Annotated in this window: 20 protein-coding genes and 1 other annotated feature; of the genes, 10 read left to right on the top strand and 10 right to left on the bottom strand. The window is 41.2% G+C overall.

Going from position 1 to position 21,078, the window contains the following annotated elements; translation table 11 throughout:
* Positions 1 to 397: 397 nt before the first annotated feature.
* Entirely contained in the window at positions 398 to 1,399 is a 1,002-nt protein-coding gene (gene ccpA / locus ACRRMM_RS04585) for a catabolite control protein A (protein WP_008343056.1), read from the top strand.
* 43 nt (positions 1,400 to 1,442) lie between these two features.
* On the opposite strand, the gene ACRRMM_RS04580 is transcribed toward ccpA, so the two are convergent.
* From ACRRMM_RS04580 to ACRRMM_RS04570, 3 genes are read right to left on the bottom strand one after another with little or no spacing between them, the layout of a single operon-like run.
* Positions 1,443 to 2,603 (bottom strand): acetoin utilization protein AcuC, encoded by a 1,161-nt coding sequence (locus ACRRMM_RS04580; RefSeq protein ID WP_024718705.1) that lies wholly within the window; start codon positions 2,601 to 2,603, stop codon positions 1,443 to 1,445.
* Positions 2,600 to 3,241, bottom strand: coding sequence for a CBS and ACT domain-containing protein (locus ACRRMM_RS04575; RefSeq protein ID WP_146270743.1), 642 nt, complete (start codon positions 3,239 to 3,241; stop codon positions 2,600 to 2,602). The genes ACRRMM_RS04580 and ACRRMM_RS04575 overlap by 4 nt, the downstream gene beginning before the upstream one ends.
* A 38-nt stretch (positions 3,242 to 3,279) precedes the next feature.
* Positions 3,280 to 3,912: a GNAT family N-acetyltransferase gene (locus ACRRMM_RS04570; RefSeq protein ID WP_008343062.1), complete on the bottom strand. Its 633-nt coding sequence runs from the start codon at positions 3,910 to 3,912 to the stop codon at positions 3,280 to 3,282.
* A gap of 155 nt (positions 3,913 to 4,067) precedes the next feature.
* Between ACRRMM_RS04570 and acsA the strand changes: the two genes are divergently transcribed.
* Together acsA and tyrS are read left to right on the top strand one after the other, a co-directional pair.
* Positions 4,068 to 5,792, top strand: coding sequence for an acetate--CoA ligase (acsA, locus tag ACRRMM_RS04565; protein WP_017367863.1), 1,725 nt, complete (start codon positions 4,068 to 4,070; stop codon positions 5,790 to 5,792).
* Between the two features lie 59 nt (positions 5,793 to 5,851).
* Positions 5,852 to 6,087: a binding site (T-box leader), on the top strand.
* A 53-nt stretch (positions 6,088 to 6,140) separates the two neighbouring features.
* Positions 6,141 to 7,409, top strand: coding sequence for a tyrosine--tRNA ligase (gene tyrS / locus ACRRMM_RS04560; protein ID WP_025207805.1), 1,269 nt, complete (start codon positions 6,141 to 6,143; stop codon positions 7,407 to 7,409).
* A 128-nt stretch (positions 7,410 to 7,537) separates the two neighbouring features.
* Here the strand turns inward: tyrS and ACRRMM_RS04555 are convergent, their stop codons facing one another.
* Entirely contained in the window at positions 7,538 to 7,879 is a 342-nt protein-coding gene (locus ACRRMM_RS04555; RefSeq protein WP_048002737.1) for an antibiotic biosynthesis monooxygenase family protein, read from the bottom strand.
* 272 nt (positions 7,880 to 8,151) lie between these two features.
* On the opposite strand from ACRRMM_RS04555, the gene ACRRMM_RS04550 reads away from it, so the two are divergent.
* The 3 genes from ACRRMM_RS04550 to ACRRMM_RS04540 all read left to right on the top strand — a co-directional run bounded on the left by ACRRMM_RS04550 (position 8,152) and on the right by ACRRMM_RS04540 (position 9,687).
* On the top strand, positions 8,152 to 8,730 hold the full coding sequence (locus ACRRMM_RS04550; protein WP_375830204.1) for an esterase/lipase family protein: 579 nt from the start codon (positions 8,152 to 8,154) through the stop codon (positions 8,728 to 8,730).
* Between the two features lie 95 nt (positions 8,731 to 8,825).
* Positions 8,826 to 9,038 (top strand): hypothetical protein, encoded by a 213-nt coding sequence (locus tag ACRRMM_RS04545; RefSeq protein ID WP_048002739.1) that lies wholly within the window; start codon positions 8,826 to 8,828, stop codon positions 9,036 to 9,038.
* Positions 9,039 to 9,087: 49 nt separating this feature from the next.
* On the top strand, positions 9,088 to 9,687 hold the full coding sequence (locus ACRRMM_RS04540) for a cysteine hydrolase family protein (protein ID WP_144739786.1): 600 nt from the start codon (positions 9,088 to 9,090) through the stop codon (positions 9,685 to 9,687).
* An 8-nt stretch (positions 9,688 to 9,695) separates the two neighbouring features.
* Here ACRRMM_RS04540 and ACRRMM_RS04535 read toward each other — a convergent pair whose 3' ends face one another.
* The 3 genes from ACRRMM_RS04535 to ACRRMM_RS04525 form a co-directional block, all read right to left on the bottom strand.
* Positions 9,696 to 10,256: a hypothetical protein gene (locus ACRRMM_RS04535; protein WP_035702040.1), complete on the bottom strand. Its 561-nt coding sequence runs from the start codon at positions 10,254 to 10,256 to the stop codon at positions 9,696 to 9,698.
* Positions 10,257 to 10,492: 236 nt separating this feature from the next.
* Complete coding sequence (rpsD, locus tag ACRRMM_RS04530) at positions 10,493 to 11,095, bottom strand: 30S ribosomal protein S4 (protein WP_007501777.1); 603 nt, start codon at positions 11,093 to 11,095, stop codon at positions 10,493 to 10,495.
* Between the two features lie 310 nt (positions 11,096 to 11,405).
* Positions 11,406 to 11,906, bottom strand: coding sequence for a GAF domain-containing protein (locus ACRRMM_RS04525; RefSeq protein ID WP_046344223.1), 501 nt, complete (start codon positions 11,904 to 11,906; stop codon positions 11,406 to 11,408).
* Positions 11,907 to 12,032: 126 nt separating this feature from the next.
* Here ACRRMM_RS04525 and refZ point away from each other — a divergent pair, with 126 nt between their 5' ends.
* Positions 12,033 to 12,698, top strand: a complete 666-nt coding sequence (refZ, locus tag ACRRMM_RS04520; RefSeq protein WP_008343081.1) for a forespore capture DNA-binding protein RefZ — start codon at positions 12,033 to 12,035, stop codon at positions 12,696 to 12,698.
* Here refZ and hisJ read toward each other — a convergent pair.
* Positions 12,668 to 13,483 (bottom strand): histidinol-phosphatase HisJ, encoded by an 816-nt coding sequence (gene hisJ / locus ACRRMM_RS04515; RefSeq protein ID WP_428828559.1) that lies wholly within the window; start codon positions 13,481 to 13,483, stop codon positions 12,668 to 12,670. The two genes, refZ and hisJ, sit on opposite strands and share 31 nt — an antisense overlap.
* A gap of 336 nt (positions 13,484 to 13,819) precedes the next feature.
* Between hisJ and ezrA the strand changes: the two genes are divergently transcribed.
* Complete coding sequence (gene ezrA, locus ACRRMM_RS04510; protein WP_007501773.1) at positions 13,820 to 15,523, top strand: septation ring formation regulator EzrA; 1,704 nt, start codon at positions 13,820 to 13,822, stop codon at positions 15,521 to 15,523.
* Between the two features lie 40 nt (positions 15,524 to 15,563).
* Here the strand turns inward: ezrA and brnQ (ACRRMM_RS04505) are convergent, their stop codons facing one another.
* Both brnQ (ACRRMM_RS04505) and brnQ (ACRRMM_RS04500) read right to left on the bottom strand, forming a co-directional pair.
* The gene (brnQ, locus tag ACRRMM_RS04505) at positions 15,564 to 16,907 is read right to left on the bottom strand and encodes a branched-chain amino acid transport system II carrier protein (protein ID WP_210552166.1); all 1,344 of its coding nucleotides are present in this window, start codon (positions 16,905 to 16,907) and stop codon (positions 15,564 to 15,566) included.
* A 214-nt stretch (positions 16,908 to 17,121) separates the two neighbouring features.
* Positions 17,122 to 18,465: a branched-chain amino acid transport system II carrier protein gene (gene brnQ / locus ACRRMM_RS04500; RefSeq protein ID WP_125589970.1), complete on the bottom strand. Its 1,344-nt coding sequence runs from the start codon at positions 18,463 to 18,465 to the stop codon at positions 17,122 to 17,124.
* Positions 18,466 to 18,667: 202 nt separating this feature from the next.
* On the opposite strand from brnQ (ACRRMM_RS04500), the gene ACRRMM_RS04495 reads away from it, so the two are divergent.
* Positions 18,668 to 19,810 (top strand): cysteine desulfurase family protein, encoded by a 1,143-nt coding sequence (locus ACRRMM_RS04495; protein WP_035702028.1) that lies wholly within the window; start codon positions 18,668 to 18,670, stop codon positions 19,808 to 19,810.
* Positions 19,811 to 19,814: 4 nt separating this feature from the next.
* Positions 19,815 to 21,020: a tRNA uracil 4-sulfurtransferase ThiI gene (thiI, locus tag ACRRMM_RS04490; RefSeq protein WP_007501769.1), complete on the top strand. Its 1,206-nt coding sequence runs from the start codon at positions 19,815 to 19,817 to the stop codon at positions 21,018 to 21,020.
* Positions 21,021 to 21,078: the final 58 nt, after the last annotated feature.

The raw sequence follows: 21,078 nt of genomic DNA, 5'->3' as shown, positions 1-21,078 counted from the left end.
TACGATCGAGATTGGCAATGAAAGGAAGAGAGCACATTGCAAGCTAAAAATATGCTTGTTCACAATGTTTTCATTTTTAAAATTCGATAGAATCTGCTAAGATCATTGTCATAGCTGACGTTCACGACGATTTTTGGTGAAATATGATTCAATTTACAGGTAACAAGCTCATTAAAGTTTGTTTAATTTAGTTATAAAAAGAAAGGGAACGTTTTCATATGAAGAAAAAACGTGTATAATTTCATAAAAGAATGTCATTTTGATGTAGATTGAAAAATTATGTGTCTCTTTTCATCGTTTTAATGACAAATAGGATATTATTTTCCTCGTATCTGACATGTCTCTATCCAATTGGTGAATGCTATAGATATGAAGTGTATTTGAAGGAGTGATTTATGTGAATAATGTTACAATATATGATGTAGCAAGAGAAGCAAACGTAAGTATGGCAACGGTATCACGCGTTGTTAATGGTAATCCAAACGTAAAACCAACAACAAGAAAAAAGGTGCTTGAAGCAATTGATCGTCTCGGCTACCGTCCGAACGCAGTCGCACGAGGCCTTGCAAGTAAAAAGACCACAACAGTTGGGGTCATCATCCCTGATATTTCAAGTATCTTCTATTCAGAGCTTGCACGAGGAATTGAAGATATTGCGACGATGTACAAGTACAACATTATTTTGAGCAACTCAGACCAAAATACTGATAAAGAACTGCATTTGTTAAACACAATGCTTGGCAAACAAGTAGATGGAATCGTTTTTATGGGCGGAAACATTACAGATGTGCATGTGGAAGAATTTAAGCGCTCTCCTGTACCCATTGTACTTGCTGCATCTGTTGAAGAGCAGGCACAAACACCATCAGTCAACATTAACTATGAACAAGCCATTTATGATTCAGTTCAGCTATTAGTTGAAAAAGGACATAAACGAATTGCGTTTGTATCTGGACCAATGTCAGAACCAATTAACTCTATGAGAAAGCTTGCTGGTTATAAGCGTGCGCTTGAAGAAGCTGGTATCGCGTTTGACGAAGCGCTTGTTGCTGAAGGAGACTACTCATATGACTCTGGTATTGAAGCGCTCGCTAATTTGCTTGAGCAATCTGACAAGCCGACGGCTGTGATTGCAGCGACTGACGAAATGGCGCTAGGTGTCATTCATGGAGCGCAGGACAGAGGCGTATCAATTCCTGAAGATTTAGAAGTGATTGGCTTTGATAACACAAGACTATCCCTCATGGTGCGCCCTCAATTGACAACAGTTGTTCAGCCGACTTACGATATTGGCGCTGTTGCGATGAGACTTTTGACAAAGCTCATGAACAAAGAACAAGTAGAAGATCAAATTGTTGAATTGCCACATAGAATCGAAGAAAGACAATCGACGAAATAAAAAAGAAAGCAGGCTCACTTGATCAGTGGACGCCTGCTTTTTTTTATGCCTTTTTCTTTTCTCGTCGAACAGGCATGAGTGCTTTTTCTACCGTTTGTGCATTTTTTTCTGTAATTTCTGCTCTTCTTGGAATCGGTGGATATAAATCGTCAGGATCTAGCCATGTGGATGGAAGCGGAACAGGCGATTGTTTTTCCCATGCCCGAATCCATTCCTGAGGAAGCGCATCTGGTGGTGTAATGCCTTTCATCTCAAGCCAAATACGGCTCCATGCTCTTGGAACGACACGCCAAATATCATAGCCGCCTCCGCCCACAGCGATCCATTTTCCATCACAATATTGATGCGCCAGCTCATGGGCAATTCTAGGAATTTCCTCATATATTTTCATGGTAGCAGATAAATGCGTCAAAGGGTCATAATAGTGGGCATCTGCTCCATTTTGCGTCAAAATGACATCTGGTTTAAAAAAAGCAGCAATCTCTGTCACTGCTGTTCGATAGGCTTCTAAAAATGATTCATCTTCTGTAAATGCGTCAAGCGGGATATTATATGCATAGCCATAGCCTTTATCATGACCCCTTTCCTGTACTTGTCCAGTTCCAGGGAACAAATAGCGCCCTGTTTCATGAATGGAAACAGTACATACCTCTGGATCATCATAGAAGCTAAACTGTACACCATCGCCATGATGAGCATCGGTATCAATATATAAAATTCTAGCGCCATATGTCTTTTGAATATACTGAATGGCCACAGAGCTGTCATTATAAATACAAAAGCCAGAAGCACGCCCTTTAAATCCATGGTGAAGCCCGCCGCCAAGATTGAGCGCATGCTGCGAATGCCCAAGCATCACTTGATCAACCGCTGTTAATGTCCCGCCAACTAGGAGAGAAGCTGCCTCATGCATCCCTGCAAACATCGGGGTGTCCTCAGTGCCAAGACCATAACGTTCCCCCTCTGCGGTGGACAGTTTTCCTTCACTTGCTCGCTGTACTGCTTGAATATAGTCTGCTGTATGGACGAGCTTTAATTCCTCCAGCGTCGCCATACGAGGTGCGACAATCTCATCATCCGTTAACGCTTTCATTTTTTGAAGAAGATCATAAGTTAAGTAGACGCGAAGCTGATTGAAGGGATGATCTTGGTGAAACTGGTACGTTTGAAAAGATGGTGAAAAAACAAAGGTCGCTTCCTTCATTTGATCGTCTGCTCCATAGGCCATAGCACCTTATAGCCTTTTGCACGAATTAGCTTCGTCACATGATCAGCATGCATCGTTTGAAGGCGGAAGACGAGCACTTTAGAGGATTCATTGGCATGTGGGTACACGAGTACACTCAGCATTTGAATATGCTGCTCTTTTAAAATGGACGTAATGTCTGCAAGACCCTCTGTCACTTGCGCTACTTCAACCTCTAAATGTGATCCAGGCTGATCTGCACCTGTTAGTCTTACAAACGTACGAAGTAAATCTGTTTTTGTGATGATCCCTACAAGCTTGCCGCGTCTCACAACGGGAAGACAGCCAATTCCGTGTTCAAAAAAGACACTTGAAATCTCCTCAACGAAATCAAGCGGATGAGCGGTAATCGTCTCTAGCACCATGATGTCTTCAACCGGCCGCTGAATAAAAAGCTGCCTTTTCTCTGTTTCAAAAATACTTGGACTGGCATTTTTAATATCCCGATCTGTCACCATCCCAATGACAGATCCCTGCTCAGATACGATGGGAATATGCCGAATGTGATGTGCACTCATTTTTTGAATGGCTTCTTCAATCGTATCGGTTTTTTGCAGCGTGATCACATCACGCTCCATAATTTGTTCAATCATCATGTTTACCAATCCCCTTTGCCAAAAAAACGAATTGAACGTTAATACATAAAGCGCTGATGGAAGCGAAGACGATCGAAACGCTCGATCGAATCAGGACTTACATTTTTTCCGATCCGTGCCATTAAACAATTGGCTGGATGTGAGCTAATCTCTGGCTCGTCTGTTGCAAACCAGACAAGACCGCCGGCGTTCATCATTTTCTCCATCATTTTGCGGTACTCCCACACGTTTTTCTTCGTCCCCTTTAAATCCCAATGCCAGTAATATTCAGTTGTAATGATAATGTAATTCTCCATTTGCTCATCCATCATGCTCACATCCAGTAAATGCTTGCCAAGTGAACAGCCTCTGAATGGAGGAGCGACTTCAATGGCACCGAGCTCAATTAAATTGTCCATGTTGCCTTCTGACCAGCGTTCAAGCGGATCAGGGTACAAATACGTGACATAGCCTACGACAAGCTCATCCACCCTAGCAATGATAATACGTCCTTCAGGAAGATCTGCTATTTCAACAAGTGCTTGTTTCTGTTCCTCAGGCGTGCGAAATGCCGTTAGTCCTTCATGAAACGTATAGTTCGCCAGCTCTGATGCAGGTACCGGTCCTTCAATCAGGATGGTGCCTGTTTCTCTCGTAATTGTTTTTGAATAATAAGTTTTAGGATGCTCCACGTATCCACCGCCTCAAATTCTAGTGAGTCGTCTCTATTTTATCTTAAATCTGACAATAATTAAAACGGTTTCATCAGAAGTTTTTTAAAAATTGAGAAAAAAAGTCATCTATACTATAATGGTCATTGTAAACGTATGCAAAGGGGGACTGTTTGATGAAAGTGGAAACGCTACCATCAGTAAAAGGGGACTATCATTTAAATGATTATGAGCAAGCATACAAGGAATTTTCATGGGAGGAAGCGAGAAAAAATTTCTCTTGGTATGAAACAGGAAAAGTAAATGCAGCTTATGAAGCGATTGACAGACATGCGGACTCGTTTCGTAAAAACAAGGTGGCGCTTCACTACAAAGATTCACAGCGGGATGAAAAGTATACGTTCAGGGATATGAAAATCAAGACAAACAAAGCAGGAAATCTATTAAGAGAACAGGCACATGTGCAAAAAGGGGATCGCGTGTTTATCTTTATGCCAAGATCACCTGAGCTCTATTTTCTACTGCTTGGTGCTGTCAAAATTGGTGCAATCGTCGGTCCGTTATTTGAGGCATTTATGGAAGGTGCCGTCAAAGATCGTTTAGAAAATAGTGAGGCAAAAGTGATTGTGACAACGCCTGATCTGCTTGAGCGGATTCCGTTTGCAGAACTTCCAAAGCTTGAATCCGTCATCATTGTCGGTGGTGAAAAAGAGGATGCAGATGGTGTGCGGACAATTCACTTTGAAGAAGCATTTGAGCAGGCAGCGAAGGAGCTTGAAATCGAGTGGATGGATGAAAAAGATGGATACCTGCTTCATTACACGTCAGGGTCCACTGGTACGCCAAAAGGTGTGCTCCATGTTCATGGCGCAATGGTGCAGCAAGGCCAGACGGGTAAATGGGTACTTGATTTGAAAGAAGAAGATGTCTACTGGTGTACAGCTGATCCAGGCTGGGTAACAGGAACGGTGTACGGTATTTTTTCTCCGTGGCTGAATGGAGCGACGAATGTCATTTTAGGCGGCCGGTTCAACCCTGATACGTGGTACGAAACCATTGAATCGCTTGGTGTGACCGTTTGGTACAGTGCACCGACAGCCTTCAGAATGTTGATGGGAGCAGGAGACGATCTCATTCAAAAATATGATCTCAGCTCACTCCGTCATGTGTTAAGTGTAGGAGAGCCACTTAATCCAGAAGTGATCCGCTGGGGAGACGCTGTATTCGGTAAACGAATTCATGACACTTGGTGGATGACAGAAACAGGTGCACAGCTGATTTGTAACTATCCATGCATGGATATCAAACCAGGGTCAATGGGGAAACCAATTCCAGGCGTTGAAGCTGCGATTGTAGATAATGCCGGAAATGAACTTCCGCCATACCGGATGGGGAACCTTGCCATCAAAAAAGGCTGGCCGTCTATGATGCATACGATCTGGAACAATCCTGAAAAATATGAATCTTACTTTATGCCGGGAGATTGGTATGTTTCAGGAGATTCAGCTTATATGGATGAAGACGGATACTTCTGGTTCCAGGGACGTGTCGACGATGTCATTATGACGTCAGGAGAGCGGGTCGGTCCATTTGAGGTAGAAAGTAAACTGGTGGAACATCCGGCCATTGCAGAGGCTGGTGTCATCGGAAAACCAGATCCTGTGCGCGGTGAAATTATTAAAGCATTTATAGCGCTTAGAAGCGGATACGAACCGACAGATGAGCTGAAAGAAGAGATTCGTACGTTTGTGAAAAAAGGACTCGCTGCACATGCAGCACCGAGAGAAATTGAGTTTAAAGACAAACTGCCAAAAACACGCAGCGGTAAAATTATGAGACGTGTGCTAAAAGCGTGGGAATTGAATTTACCTGCTGGCGATCTCTCGACAATGGAAGATTAATCACTTCCGTCAGTTGACTTGATATCAAAAGTATGTTAAAAATGACTTTAGTTGAATATGAAAAGGTTTTGACTGAGATTCAGTAGAATCATCTTTCCCTGTCCAAGAGAGCTGACGGCTGGTGCGAGTCAGTACAAAGAGATATTCGAATTACCCTCACGAACCGCTTTTACGAAAAGGAGCATATGCTATCTGATTAGTGAAAGAACGGATCTGTCCGTTATCAGTGTAAGTGAAAAGACGTGTTGTTTTGTCTTTTAAGCAGGGTGGTACCGCGATATATATCGTCCCTTCGTTCATTCGAAGGGGCGTTTTTTATGTTGAATTGTAAAAAAAGGAGATTTGGATATGAGTCAATTGATGGAAGATTTATCGTTCAGAGGATTAATTCAGCAGCAAACAGATGAAGAAGGTTTAACAAAATTATTAGCAGAAGAAAAAATCAAGCTATACTCCGGCTTTGATCCAACAGCTGACAGCTTGCACATTGGTCACTTACTCCCAATTTTAACATTGCGCAGATTCCAAGAAGCAGGTCATCATCCGATTGCACTTGTTGGTGGCGCAACTGGACTGATTGGTGACCCAAGTTTTAAAAAAGCAGAACGTTCACTAAACCCAGCAGAAATCGTCGAACAGTGGTCAGAGAAAATCAAGGGCCAGCTCTCTCAATTCCTTGATTTTGAAGCAGGTGACAACCCAGCTGTCATCGTCAATAACTATGACTGGATCAGTCAAATGAATGTCATCACGTTCCTTCGTGATATTGGAAAGAACTTCGGTGTCAACTTCATGCTCGCAAAAGATATCGTCAGCTCCCGTATTGAAACAGGGATTTCGTACACAGAATTCAGCTACGTGATTCTGCAATCGTTAGACTTCTTGAACCTTTACAGAAATGAAAACTGTAAGCTGCAAATCGGCGGAAGTGACCAGTGGGGAAATATCACATCTGGACTTGAGTTGATCCGTAAGTCTGAAGCAGAAGGCGCAAAAGCATTCGGTCTCACCATGCCGCTTGTGACAAAAGCAGACGGCACGAAGTTTGGGAAAACAGAAGGCGGTGCCATCTGGTTAGATAAAGAAAAAACATCACCATATGAATTCTACCAATTCTGGATTAACACAGATGACCGTGATGTCGTGAAATACTTAAAATACTTTACGTTCCTATCAAAAGAAGAGATCGCATCGTACGAAGAAAAAGTGCAAACAGCCCCTGAAAAACGTGAAGCACAGCGCCGTTTGGCAGAAGAAGTCACAACACTTGTGCATGGCCGTGAATCACTAGAACAGGCTGTCAACATCTCAAATGCGCTATTTAAAGGCGAGATCAAATCTCTTACAGCAGAAGAAGTGAAAGTAGGCTTTAAAGATGTGCCATCAATGGAGAAAGACAGTGGAGAAGAATTAACACTTGTTGATGTTCTTGTCGAATCAAAACTGTCTCCATCAAAACGTCAAGCACGTGAAGATATCACAAACGGTGCCGTCTACATCAACGGAGAGAGACAAACCGACAAAGACTATGTCCTTTCAGCTGAAGACCGAATTGAAAACCAATTTACAGTCTTAAGAAGAGGGAAAAAGAAATACTTCCTTGTAACGTATAAATAAATCCTTATGAAACAGTAAGTATCATGAAAAGCACCTCAAATGTTCATATACATTGAGGTGCTTTTCTTTTTTATTCAGAAGGAGGAATTAAGCTTTTACAGAGCAGTTTTCTCTCATTTGTCTGTTTCTTATTCAAGAAGTGAATCTTCGTTTGTATAAGCATGTTCTACCTTACAAATTCGGGTTGTATAGGACTCATACCAATCTTTTTTTCCTTTTTTTTGAACACGCTGATGTGCTGTATGTGCTTTCCATTCTTTGATGGCTGCTAATGAATCCCAGTAAGAGACAGTGATTCCAACACCATGTTCATCTCGTGCACTTTCTATTCCAAGAAACCCGTCTAGTTCTTTCGCTAATTCTTCCATTTTTTGAGCAGCAGCACCGTATTCTTTCTGCTCGACATTCGTTCGTTTTGATGTGAAAATGACTGCATAGTAAGGTGGTGCAGGTGTTTGAGTAAATAGCATCTAGTAGAACCTCCTTTTGTCTATTCACATTATATATGAAAGATAGAGAGGCTCGTAGTCTTTTTGTTTTAATTTCAAAAAGACCATGGTGCTTTTTCATTAGGTATTGTGCTGTAAAATCATCTCATAAAACATTACCTTGTTCACTTTTCTGACATATTTTTCTTGTATAAAATAGAGTCGAATAAGATGAATAAGGGGGAATGAAAGTGATTCGATTTAAGAAAAAGAGTTTGCAAATTCTTGTTGCCCTTGCCTTAGTGCTAGGTTCAATGGCCTTCATCCAGCCGAAAGAAGTCAAAGCGGCTGCGCATAATCCGGTTGTGATGGTGCATGGTATGGGCGGTGCGTCTTATAACTTTGCTTCGATCAAACGATACTTAGTGACACAGGGTTGGGATCAAAACCAACTTTTTGCAATCGATTTCATAGACAAAACAGGCAATAACCTGAACAATGGCCCGAGGCTCTCTAGATTCGTGAAAGATGTACTAGCCAAAACGGGCGCCAAAAAAGTAGATATTGTGGCTCATAGTATGGGTGGTGCGAACACGTTATACTATATTAAAAACCTAGACGGCGGAGATAAAATTGAAAACGTCGTCACACTTGGTGGAGCGAATGGACTCGTATCACTCAGAGCATTACCAGGCACCGATCCAAATCAAAAAATTCTTTACACATCTGTCTATAGCTCAGCCGATCTCATTGTCGTCAACAGCCTCTCACGCTTAATTGGCGCGAGAAACGTCCTCATCCACGGCGTTGGACATATCGGTCTATTAACCTCAAGCCAAGTCAAAGGCTATGTGAAAGAAGGATTGAATGGCGGAGGACAGAATACGAATTAAAAAATGAAAAAGACAGCGATTTGTGCTGTCTTTTTTGATGTCATGGTTATATAGGATCTGCTAGGTGTTGCAGAAGGTTTTTAGGAGGATAAAAGATGACGCAAAAACTCAAATATGTTTTCTTAGGCTACTTTCTCTATTTCCCATGTTCATTTCTGATTATCTATATGATCTGGATGGCAATCGTCAAATCAGTGCAATGGACGGAAGTCATATCTAATTGTACATCCATCATTGGCATCTATTACTTAATAGCCAGTGTGTGGTTTCTCTTTTTAGTGCAAAAACAGACAAAACATCGTACATAGCCAAATAAAAACATGTACAAATCAACCACCATTCCTTACACTACATATAATGAACGAGATTCTTTGGAGGTGGGGATTTGTGCAACATCATCAAAAGGCTTTGATTATGGTCGATGTACAGAAAGCATTCGAGCACGAACAATGGGGAGAACGGAATAATCTAGATGCAGAGAAGAACATCAGTCGTCTATTGACGTTTTGGAGAGAAAAAGGCTGGACAGTCATTCATATTCAGCATACATCGGATCAGCCGCACTCCTTATTTCATCCAGCAAATGAAGGGCACTCCTTCAAAGAGGTCGCCAAACCGCTAGATGAAGAAACGGTCATACAAAAGAAAGTCAACAGTAGCTTTATAGGTACAAACTTAGAGGAACAACTAAGATCGAACGAGATCGACACTATTGTGATCGCTGGACTCACAACACCACACTGCGTATCTACCACAACAAGAATGAGTGGAAACCTAGGCTTTGAGACATACCTCATTTCGGATGCGACAGCCGCCTTTGGACTCGCAGATCAAACCGGTACATATTATGACGCAGAAACGATCCATCGCCTCTCACTTGCAACACTGCATGATGAATTTGCGACTGTCCTGACAACAGAGCAGCTGATCACAAATTGGGCAAGCAAAAGCTCCTAGAATCATCTCTAGGAGCTTTTTGCTTGTTCATCCAGCGGCTGTTTTCGTTGTTCAATACTTGAGTATATGAGATCAATTCCAATAAATAAGAAGCTGACAAAGAAAGATAAAATGAGTGTGCCGTGCTCCCAAATGGAGACATTGACTATGTTCATATTAAGGACAAACTTAATTGAGAAGTGCACAACGATCCATGAGAGTAGAAATTCAAAGATAAACGTGAACCATTGAGGAAATCTTAGCAAAGAGGAAATTCCTTTACCAATGAATACTAAAAAGATCGACCAAAAAAGAACAATCCCACTGACGAATAGACAGAAGGTCAATAATGAAAGAAATGATGCATAGGTAATATATTCTCCAAAAAGAAAATTCACTCCTAATGAAACAACATAAAGTACAGAACTTGGAATGATGATGACAAAACTAATCGAAAAAAAGATGAGTAAAATGAGGAGAATTTCAGCGATAGCTCCAGGCGCTTCATCGACAACTTTTGTCTTTCTCAAAATCGCATAGATAACAATTGAAATGAGCATAAGTGCTAACATAAATGAAATAATCGACAAATTGCTTTCCTCCTTAACGTTCTTTACATTATTGTTTTAAGTTGTGAGTTATCCAGTAAATGTAATTGTAAGAGGAAAACGAAAAAGAGTAAAGAGTAATCGGTGTTCTAATTTTCTTGTGTGTAAATTTGTAGCTAGAGAGTATCGTACAAAAGACCAAACAAAAAACCCTAGAAATCCTTGAACAATCAAGGTCTCTAGGGTTTGTTTGATCACTCTCTGAGAGAGTCATGAAATTAACGAGAGTAGAACTCAACGATTAGTTGTTCGCTGATTTCAGGCGCTAATTCAGAACGCTCTGGAAGACGAGTGAAAGTTCCTTCAAGCTTTTCAGCATCGAAAGTAAGATATTCAGGTACGAAGTTGTTCACTTCAACTGATTCTTTCACAACTGCAAGGTTTTGAGATTTCTCACGAAGAGCAATCGTTTGACCTGGTTTCACAGAGAAAGATGGGATGTCTACACGGCTTCCATCAACAAGGATGTGACCATGGTTTACTAGCTGACGAGCTTGGCGGCGCGTACGAGCAAGGCCAAGACGGTATACTAGGTTGTCAAGGCGAGTTTCAAGAAGGATCATGAAGTTTTCACCTTGTTTACCAGGAAGTTTAGCAGCTCTGTCAAATAGTGTACGGAATTGACGTTCGTTGACACCGTACATGTGACGAAGCTTTTGCTTCTCTTGTAATTGTAAACCGTATTCAGATAGTTTTTTGCGTTGTCCTGGACCATGTGGGCCTGGAGCGTAAGGGCGTTTTTCAAGTTCCTTACCTGTTCCGCTTAATGAAATGCCTAAACGGCGGGAAATCTTCCAACTTGGACCTGTATAGCGAGCCATAATGTGACTCCTCCTTATTGTTTTTATTTGTGAAAAATAAAAACCGTCTGTTCTTTGTCTTTTCCGTCATTATGTTTTCATGCATCCTCGCTCCAGCAGCAGGGAGTTACAAGATGCACCTCCATATAGAAGGAACAAAATGATACAAAAAAGCCGAACAAAAAGGCTGCCATATTTCACACAAACTCTATTATATGACGACAGATAGGAGAAGTCAACCTATTTAAAGAGGAGAATGTCAAACGTGGTCGGCATTCATCCGGGAAGAAAGCAAAACAAAAAAGCAGACACATTGTCTGCTTTTCAAGCATCATGACGCATCAGTAGAGGCTGATAACGCATTTTGGACAACCTCTGTAAATTGAACTAAGTACGTTTCATCTATTTCATTGAAACGATCTTTCACTGGACTGTCAATATCGAGTACCCCAATGATTTGTCCATTTACTTTAAGTGGGATCACAATTTCAGACTGCGATGCGGCATCACATGCAATATGACCAGGGAATGCATGGACATCAGCGATACGCTGTACATCACCTGTCGCAAATGCTGTACCGCAAACCCCTTTTCCAGAAGGAATGCGTACACATGCGGGTAGTCCGTTGAATGGACCAAGCACAAGCTCTCCGCCTTTTGCTAAATAAAATCCTGCCCAATTGACTTCAGGAAGCGAGTGATAAAGCAGCGCCGCAGCATTGGCTAGGTTGGCAATGAGATCAGGTTCACCATCCGTAATCGCTTCTACTTGCTTGATGAGTAATTGATAGTCTTTCGATGGATCACCAGACTGTTTTTCGACATGAAACATGAAAATCTCCTACTTTCTATCTCAAAAATACATAACTTGCGCTTCGCATGTGGGATTTGTCGAGCAATGATTAAAGGAACTTCCGCCTTCACCTTGAAGTATGTACACATGAAGAGGGGTGAGCGGATGAAAACATCAACAACCGTGCAAACAAAAGACCGTATTATTGAAGCTGCCATCAGACTTTTTAACCAAAAAGGATTTTCTGGAACCTCTGTCCGTGAGATTGCGAAGGAAGCAAACGTCAACGTTGCCCATATATCTTATTACTTTCAAGGAAAAGGAGGGCTGCTCGAGCAGCTCGTATCCGATTTTTATGAAGGGTACATTCAGATGATTGAATCGCACATCCAGCACATGGAAACCCGTCATGCAAAAGAATGTTTACTTCATGTGGTTTTTGATATTTTATCTTATCAGCATGAAAATCGTCAATTAACCCGTTTCGTTTATCGAGAAGTGACCATTGATTCAACGCTGATCAGGGAAATCATGTCCACCTATTTAACAAAGGAAAAATACTTGTTTCAGCTCATCATTGAAAAAGGAAAAAGCACCCATGTGATTTGTAAGCAGCTGTCACTCTCATCATTTATGATCCAGCTAAAATCACTTCTGATGATGCCATATCTGCAGCCGCAATATTTAACAGAGGTGCTTTATATCAACCCAAACGAGCCTTACTTTTATCAAACGTACTATAAGGAACTGAGCCGGTCGCTTCATCACCTGTTAGAACCAAACGAACCCGCACTTGATCCTCACCTGAAACTCATGATGTCTTCAAATTGATCATACGCATACCCGAGATCTTCCGCTTGATGGGCATCAGACCCGAATATGAGCGGAATTTTTTTCTGTTTTGCAAGATCAATCATCCATGGATCTAAATAGATACTTCTGGCATATGTTTTACGAAGACCTGATGTATTAAAATCTAAGGACATGCCTTTTTTTTCCGTTTCTTCAAGACAAAGGGTGACCCTTTGACATAGTTCTGGCGACATTTCGTATGGGAAAAGTTGTTTGAATTTCTGGACAAGGGTGATATGACCGATTCTCTTTGGCTTATATGGACCTAAAGATGATAGAATAGAAGAATGAATTTGGTCATAGTAGCTTTGATAGACGTGTTCGGTGCTGCCATAGATGCTGATCAGCTGCTTGAAGGCGTGCTCATCAAAATCAAGACAAATATAATCATTGCCAGCAGGAAGAAAGTGAACAGATAAAATGCTATCGTCTAGTTCAGGGCCGTAGCAGTCTAAAAAGGCACTTGTTTCCTCTTCATACTCTTTGATATAGTCGACCTCAAGCCCAGTTTTTACTATTAACTGTCCTTTGTATTCCTGTTTCAGCTGATCCAGCTTCGTCAAATAGGCTTCAAGGTCTCGAAGCTTCATGGCGCTATCCTGTTCAGGCGTTGGATCTCGAAACGAAGGAGGCAGCGGGGCATGCTCGGTAAAGGTGATGGAATCAAATCCCTTTTTTATTGCTTTTTCAATATAAGAATGAAAAGGATCAAGCGTACCGTGCGGGCAAAATGGCGTATGTAAATGTGCATCTTGTTTCAACATGTCGTCACCTCTTGTCGATATTTTGAAAAACGTCATGTTTATCAGCGAAAATAATGAAAAATCATGACCAAAAATGCTGGTTACATGGTATCATAATAACAATGAAAACGACAGCTTCCGCATACATAAAAACAGGTCACATCAATACATGTGATCAAATGATAGAAAGCCTGAATGACTTTCTTGAAAAAACATACATAAAACCGTGAATGGATCGTATTGGCAAAAATACAATCCTGCTTATAAAAAACAAATGCAAAGCGGACACGAAAGGGTTCTCAGGTCTACTCGGGACACTACCCTGACATCACTTAGATCACAACAAGGGGGCTCATTATGGAGTTTATCATCGGTTTAATTGTCATTTTGCTTGCTTTGTTTTCAGTCGGTTATTTCCTCAGAAAAAATATATATAAAGAGATTGACCGATTGGAAGCATGGAAAATTGAAATTTTAAACAGATCAATTGTAGAAGAAATTTCAAAAATCAAACATTTAAAAATGACCGGAGAAACAGAGCAGTTTTTTGAAAGATGGCGTGCAGAGTGGGACGATATCGTCACAGCCCATCTTCCAAAGGTAGAGGAGCTATTATATGATGCAGAGGAGTATTCTGATAAATATCGATTCTCCAAAGCGAAGCAAGTTCTTGCACATATAGGAGATCTGCTCACGGCTGCTGATTCAAACATCGAAGACATTTTAAAAGAGATTGCAGACCTTGTCACAAGTGAAGAGCAAAACCGAAAAGACATCGAGAAGGTCAAAGAGCAATATCAAACAGTACGAAAAAATCTACTTGCTTACAGCCATTTATACGGCACCCTTTATGACAAAATGGAGCAGGACTTAGACGAGGCCTGGGAAGGGATCAAGCAGTATGAAGAAGAGACAGAAAACGGAAACTACATGACAGCAAGGAAAATTTTGCTTGAGCAAGACCGCAGACTCGATCAGCTGCAATTATATATCAATGATGTACCGAAGCTCATCGCAGACTGCAAACAAACGGTGCCAGGTCAGCTGACGAAGCTGAAAGACGGTTATAAAGAAATGACAGACAAAGGCTACAAGCTAGAGCACATCCAGATCACAAAAGAGCTGGAGAACTTGAATAAACAGCTGACCCGGGCGGAGAAACTGCTGATTGATGAACTCAACTTAGATGAAGCATCAAGCATTCTGCAAATGATTGATGATGCGATTCAGACGCTGTATGATCAGCTAGAAGCAGAAGTAGAAGCAGGTCAGGAAATCAAGAGCAAAATGCCTGAGCTGACCGAGGCATTTGAAAAACTTGAACAAGACCACACGCAGACTAAGGCAGAAACGGCTCTTGTGAAAGAAAGCTACAAGCTGACAGCGGGAGAGCTGGATCAGCAGAAAGCCTTCGAAAAACGATTAGAAGAAATTGAAAAGCTCATGAAGCAAATACGAGAGAAGCTTGATCGTGACCATGTCGCATACACATTATTAATGGATGAAATCAATCAGCTTGAGACCTTTATTGAGGATGCCAAAACACTTCATGAAGCGTTTAAAGATCACCTTCAATCGTTACGAAAAGAAGAATTACAGGCAAGAGAAACATTGGCTGAACTTAAAACCATGTTGACAGATACAGTGCGCCAGCTGCACAAAAGCAACATTCCAGGTGTACCTGCTGACATCAAAGATCGTGCTGAAAAAGCGCAGGAGATGATTCAGCAAGTGCAGGAGCAGCTAGAGAATTTGCCGCTGAATATGCCAGCAGTGAACCAGCAATTAAAAGAAGCCTCTGAAACAGTCAGACATGTGGTTGATGAAACACATGACATGCTTCGTAAAGTGGATCAAATTGAACGGATTATACAATACGGCAACCGGTTTAGAAGTCAAAACCACATTCTTTCAGAGCAATTAAAAGAGGCAGAACGAAGATTTTATGCCTATGATTATAACGATTCATTTGAAGTGGCAGCAGCTGCTGTCGAAAAAGCATCACCTGGAGCCGTCCAGAAGCTTTTAACTCAGCAAGAAAAAGAATATCAGCATCAATAAAAAAGCTGAAGTCCATTTTAGGACTTCAGCTTTTTCCATGTTATGAAGCTTGCTTTTGGCGTTCTTCTGAAGCAGAAGAAGTGAAAAGAGAGATGACAAATCCAATCACGACTCCGAGTATGGCAGGCATAATCCAGCCAATGCCAAGGTCATATAGCGGCAAGATCGTTTGAAAGAGATCTTTCACAGGACCAATCGGCAGTTTCGCCGCTGCTAAGCCGTCAAACAGACTAACGCAGCCAGTTAAAATCAAAGTAAGGACATACACAGGTCTTCTATGACCAAGCCATTTGTCAGCAAGTGATAAAACGATAATCACAATTGCTAACGGGTAAATCGCAGTTAACACAGGTACTGAAAAAGCGATAATATGAGCAAGTCCAAAATTTGAAATGATAAAACTGAATAATGTGACGAGTGTAACGACCATTTTATAAGAAAGTTTAGGTAATAAATTTGAGAAATACTCTCCGCACGATGTCACGAGACCGATACTTGTGGTTAAACAGGCAACCGTAATCGCCGCGCCTAACACAATATTACCTAAACTGCCAAAAAGAAATTGTGAAGACTGAGCCAAGATTTTACTACCATCTCCAACAAAACCAATGGCGTGTGTACTTGAAGCACCTAAATAAGCAAGTGATAGATAAACAAATGTTAATCCGCAAGCTGCAATTAGACCTGCTTTGATACAAGCAGAAGTGAGTGCCTTTTTACTTGTTACACCACGTCCTTTAATGGCGTTGATGACAACAACCCCAAACACAATAGATGCAAGAGCGTCCATGGTTTTATAGCCTTCTAAAAACCCTTTGAAAAATGATCCATTGCTATAGGACACATCAGGTGTGCCAATGACGCCCATCGGTGTCAAAATGGCTTTGACGATAATAATCAAAATGATCGTAAATTTAATCGGTGTTAACACTTTCCCTACACGATCCACAATTTTCGTTGGATTTAGCGCAAGATAATACGTAATACCAAAAAAGGCCAGTGTAAATAAAAAAAGTGAGAGCCAAGCTGGTACACCAGCTAAAAAGGGTAGTGCACCAATTTCATATGAAACCGTTCCTGTACGAGGAATAGCGAAAAGTGGCCCGATAGATAAATATAAAATGACGGTAAACGCTGTTCCAAAAGCTGGGTGAGCTTTATCAGCTAATCCTTTCGCATCTCGACCTGTCAAAGCGATTGCAATAATCCCTAGAAGAGGTAAACCGACACCTGTTAATAAAAATCCGCCCATTGCTTTCCACACATTTTGCCCAGCATATTGCCCAAGCTCTGGTGGATAAATCATATTACCGGCGCCGAAGAATAGAGCAAACAGCATAAAACCTATGATAACCGTATCTTTCGTCGACAAAGTTGCCTTCATTGCATTTAAAGCCTCCATTATTATGTTGAAATATTCTGTTAATTAGTTGCTAGGTAACCGTTCATCATTAACAATCACTAATTATAAAGGATGTACGCCTGATGTCAACATGTGTTTTCGTACAAAAGTCATGAATTTTTCTATTTTAGTATATGAAGAACAATAAAAAAACATCCCCTTCTTCTTTGGAAGGGGATGTTTTGATTTGCGATGATTATGAGGCAAGTTGCTTTGGTGGGCTGGTAAACATGGAAATAAGTACACCAATCAAAGCACCGATAATAGCTGGTATGATCCAGCCAATGCCTAAATCGTAAAACGGAACAATTGATTTCAAGATGCCAGGCAATCCGCCTAGATTCACTTCGGCAGCTAATAATCCATCAATGATGGCAAAGAAACCAGTAAAGATGAGAGAAGTGATATAAATGATTCTTCTGCCGTTAATCCAGCGGTCAAGGAACGATAATAAAATAATGACAATGGCCAGTGGATAGATCGCTACGAGTACAGGCACCGACAGAGAAATGATTTGTGCGAGTCCGAGGTTTGCAACGAATGTGCTAAACAAAGAAACAATTAGAATGACGGTACGATAAGAAAGTGCTGGGAAGAGCTTTGAAAAATATTCTCCACAAGATGAAATAAGTCCAACACTAGTCGTTAAACAAGCGAATAAAATGGCTGCGCCAAGAACAATGTTACCAGCAGAACCGAATAAAAAGTTGGCAGAAAGTGAAAGTAGTTTTCCTCCTTCATTTGCTCCAACCATTCCCGTGGCATTAGGGCTTGAAGCACCCACATAAGCGAGTGAAATGTACACGAGTGCCAGTCCAACAGCTGCTACGAGTCCTGCCTTAATACAAGCTGCTGCAAGAGATTTTCGCTCTGTGATGCCTCTGTCCTTAACAGCTGTCACCACGACGATTCCAAATACGATAGAAGCAAGTGCATCCATTGTTTTATAGCCTTCTAAAAATCCAGTGAAAAGCGGATTTGCCTCATATGTTTTATCTGGAGCACCGATCATTCCCATTGGCGTAGCAATGGCTTTAATGACAATAATAGCAATAACAGTTAATAAGATCGGTGTCAAAATTTTACCAATACGATCAACCAGCTTTGAAGGATTTAACGCAAGCAAGTATGAAATAGTGAAAAACACTACGGTAAAGATGAATAGTGGTACCCATGAAGTGGCTTGGGCACCTGAGAGAAATGGAGCTAATCCTATCTCATACGAAACCGTACCAGTTCGCGGAATGGCGAAAAATGGTCCAATGGATAAATACAGAATCACGGTGAAGATAGTCCCGAATTTAGGGTGTGCTTTATCGGCAAGACCTTTGGCACCGGTACCTGTAAGGGCGACAGCAATAACCCCTAATAGTGGAAGACCTACGCCTGTAAGTAGGAATCCGCCGATGGCAAGCCATACGTTTTCACCAGCATATTGTCCAAGAACAGGCGGGAAAATCATATTTCCTGCGCCGAAGAATAATGCAAAAAGCATTAGTCCAATAGCCAATGTTTCTTTTATACTTAAACTATTTTTCAAAATAGTCCCTCCTCAATCAGTGTATTGTGTCAAATTTAAATATTCTGACAATTTAGGTGTTTATATGACAATTGCACTATGGATGATATAGTGAAAATGAAAAGTTGTCAACTGCCATTTTCAGAAAATTCTCTGTCTGACTTCATTATGGTAACATATAAATGCATTTATTTTTAAAGTTTTTTTGTAAGGAGTTTAAGATATGATTTATCTTGATAATAGTGCCACAACAAAGCCTTATCCAGAGGTTTTACAAGTACATCAGCAAGTGAGTGAGCGTTTTTTTGGGAATCCGTCTTCGCTGCATCAACTTGGAATTGATGCGAGCCGTCTATTAAGTGAAACGCGAAAACAAATCCTTCACTATACAGGCTTTACACAATATGAGATTATTTTTACTTCAGGTGCAACAGAAGCAAATAACATAGCCATCAAAGGGGCTGCTCTTGCCAAGATGAACCGAGGCAGACATATTGTCACAACAGCGATTGAGCATCCATCTGTCATCGAATCGTTTGAACAGCTGAAAACATTATTTGGCTTTGATATTTCCTATATTCAAGTAAATGAGCATGGCCGTGCAGATATGACGCATTTAAAAGAAGTGCTTCGCCCTGATACAGTGCTTGTCAGTCTCATGCATGTAAACAATGAAACAGGCGCGATTCAGCCGATAGAGGAAGCGGCAAGCATCATTCGGACGTATGCCAAAGAGGCGATTTTTCATGTCGACGGCGTACAAGGAATTGGCAAGGTTCCGCTGCCTAAAGAGATGGATATTGATCTTTTAACGATGTCAGGCCACAAGATTCACGGCTTGAAGGGAACAGGTGCCCTCTTTTTAAAGAAAGAGATCGTGCTTGCGCCTTTTATCACAGGAGGAGAGCAAGAACTTGGCCTTCGCTCAGGGACTGAGAATCCTGCTGGAGCTGTCAGCTTAGCAAAAGCCATCAAGCAATCATTTGAACATTTAAACAAGCATCATGACGAGATGATCGCTTTAAAAACGGAGCTAGAGCAGCAGCTTGGAAAGATAGAAGGCGTCGTTATAAACACACCGCTGACGCATAGCGCACCGCACATTGTGAATTTTTCAGTGCCAGGTATTCAAATTGAAGTCCTTCTGCATATGCTCGAAAAAGAAGGCATTTACGTTTCGACAACGTCTGCTTGTTCTGCAAAGAAAAAGGAACCAAGCCGTGTCCTGCTGGCGATGGGGAAATCAGAAGAAGCAGCCAAAAGCAGCATGAGAATCAGTTTGACATATGGACAAGGACCAGAGCTAGCGCCGCAAATCATCACATCGATCGCACAAAGTGTGAAAAAATTAAAAGGAATGAGATAACAACATGAAGTATGACCATATTTTAGTCCGTTTTGGTGAGATTTCAACAAAAGGGAAAAATAGAAAGAAATTTATCGAAAAACTAAGACAGCATATCCGGTTTGTATTAAAAGACTTTGAAGCATTAAAGTATGCATCTGATAGAGACCGCATTACGATCATGCTAAACGGAGAAGACCCTGAACCGATTTCAGAACAGCTTAAAGGTGTATTTGGCATTCAAAGCTTTAGCCTGGCTGTAAAATGTGAGACAAATCTTGATGCCATCAAAGAAGCGGCACTCTCAGCGGTTCAGGAAGTGTATGAACAAGGAAATACATTTAAGGTCTCAACGAAACGCTCTTATAAACAATTTGAGCTTGATTCAAATGAAATGAACCGAGAAATTGGTGGACATGTTTTAAGGAATACAGACAACTTAACCGTTAATGTGAAACAGCCAGATGTTCACTTGCGAATTGAAATAAGAGAACACGCGACGTACATTACATTTAAAGATGTAAAAGGTGCAGGCGGACTGCCAGTTGGTTCAAGCGGAAGAGCGATGCTGATGCTCTCTGGCGGCTTTGACAGCCCAGTGGCCGGCTATCAGGCAATGAAACGAGGCATTCAAATTGAAGCTGTTCATTTCTTTAGCCCACCTTATACAAGTGAACGTGCTAAGCAAAAGGTCATTGATCTAGCGGAATGCTTAGCTGCCTATGGAGGCGAAGTCAAGCTTCACATCGTTCCTTTTACAAAAATCCAAGAGCTCATTCACAAACAAGTACCAGAAAACTATACGATGACTTCAACGAGAAGAATGATGCTCAAAATTGCAGATAAAATAAGAGCCAAGCGTGATGCGCTTGCCATTATTACAGGTGAAAGCCTTGGTCAAGTGGCAAGTCAGACACTTGAAAGCATGTATGCCATTAATCATGTCACAAACACACCGATCATTCGCCCACTGATTGCCGTGGATAAGAATGACATTATCGAAGAAGCGAGACGAATTGGCACATATGAGACAAGCATTCAGCCATTTGAGGATTGCTGCACGATCTTTACGCCGCCATCTCCAAAAACAAAACCAAAGCTTGAAAAAGTAGAACGCTACGAAAGCTTTGCTGAATTCGAGCCAATGCTTGATGAGGCAGTGGAGCAGATCGAAACAATCGTTGTCACAAATGAAAAGAAAGCAGCTGACAAATTCGCTGATTTATTCTAAATAAAAAATTTCATAATAATTACCATAAAATCAATCGCATGAAGTCATGTGTTTCTAC

Origin of the sequence: Bacillus sp. XT-4 (assembly GCF_050864245.1) — a bacterium.
Lineage (GTDB): Bacteria > Bacillota > Bacilli > Bacillales > Bacillaceae > Bacillus > Bacillus altitudinis.
This window is presented reverse-complemented; position numbering and strand designations above follow the sequence as displayed.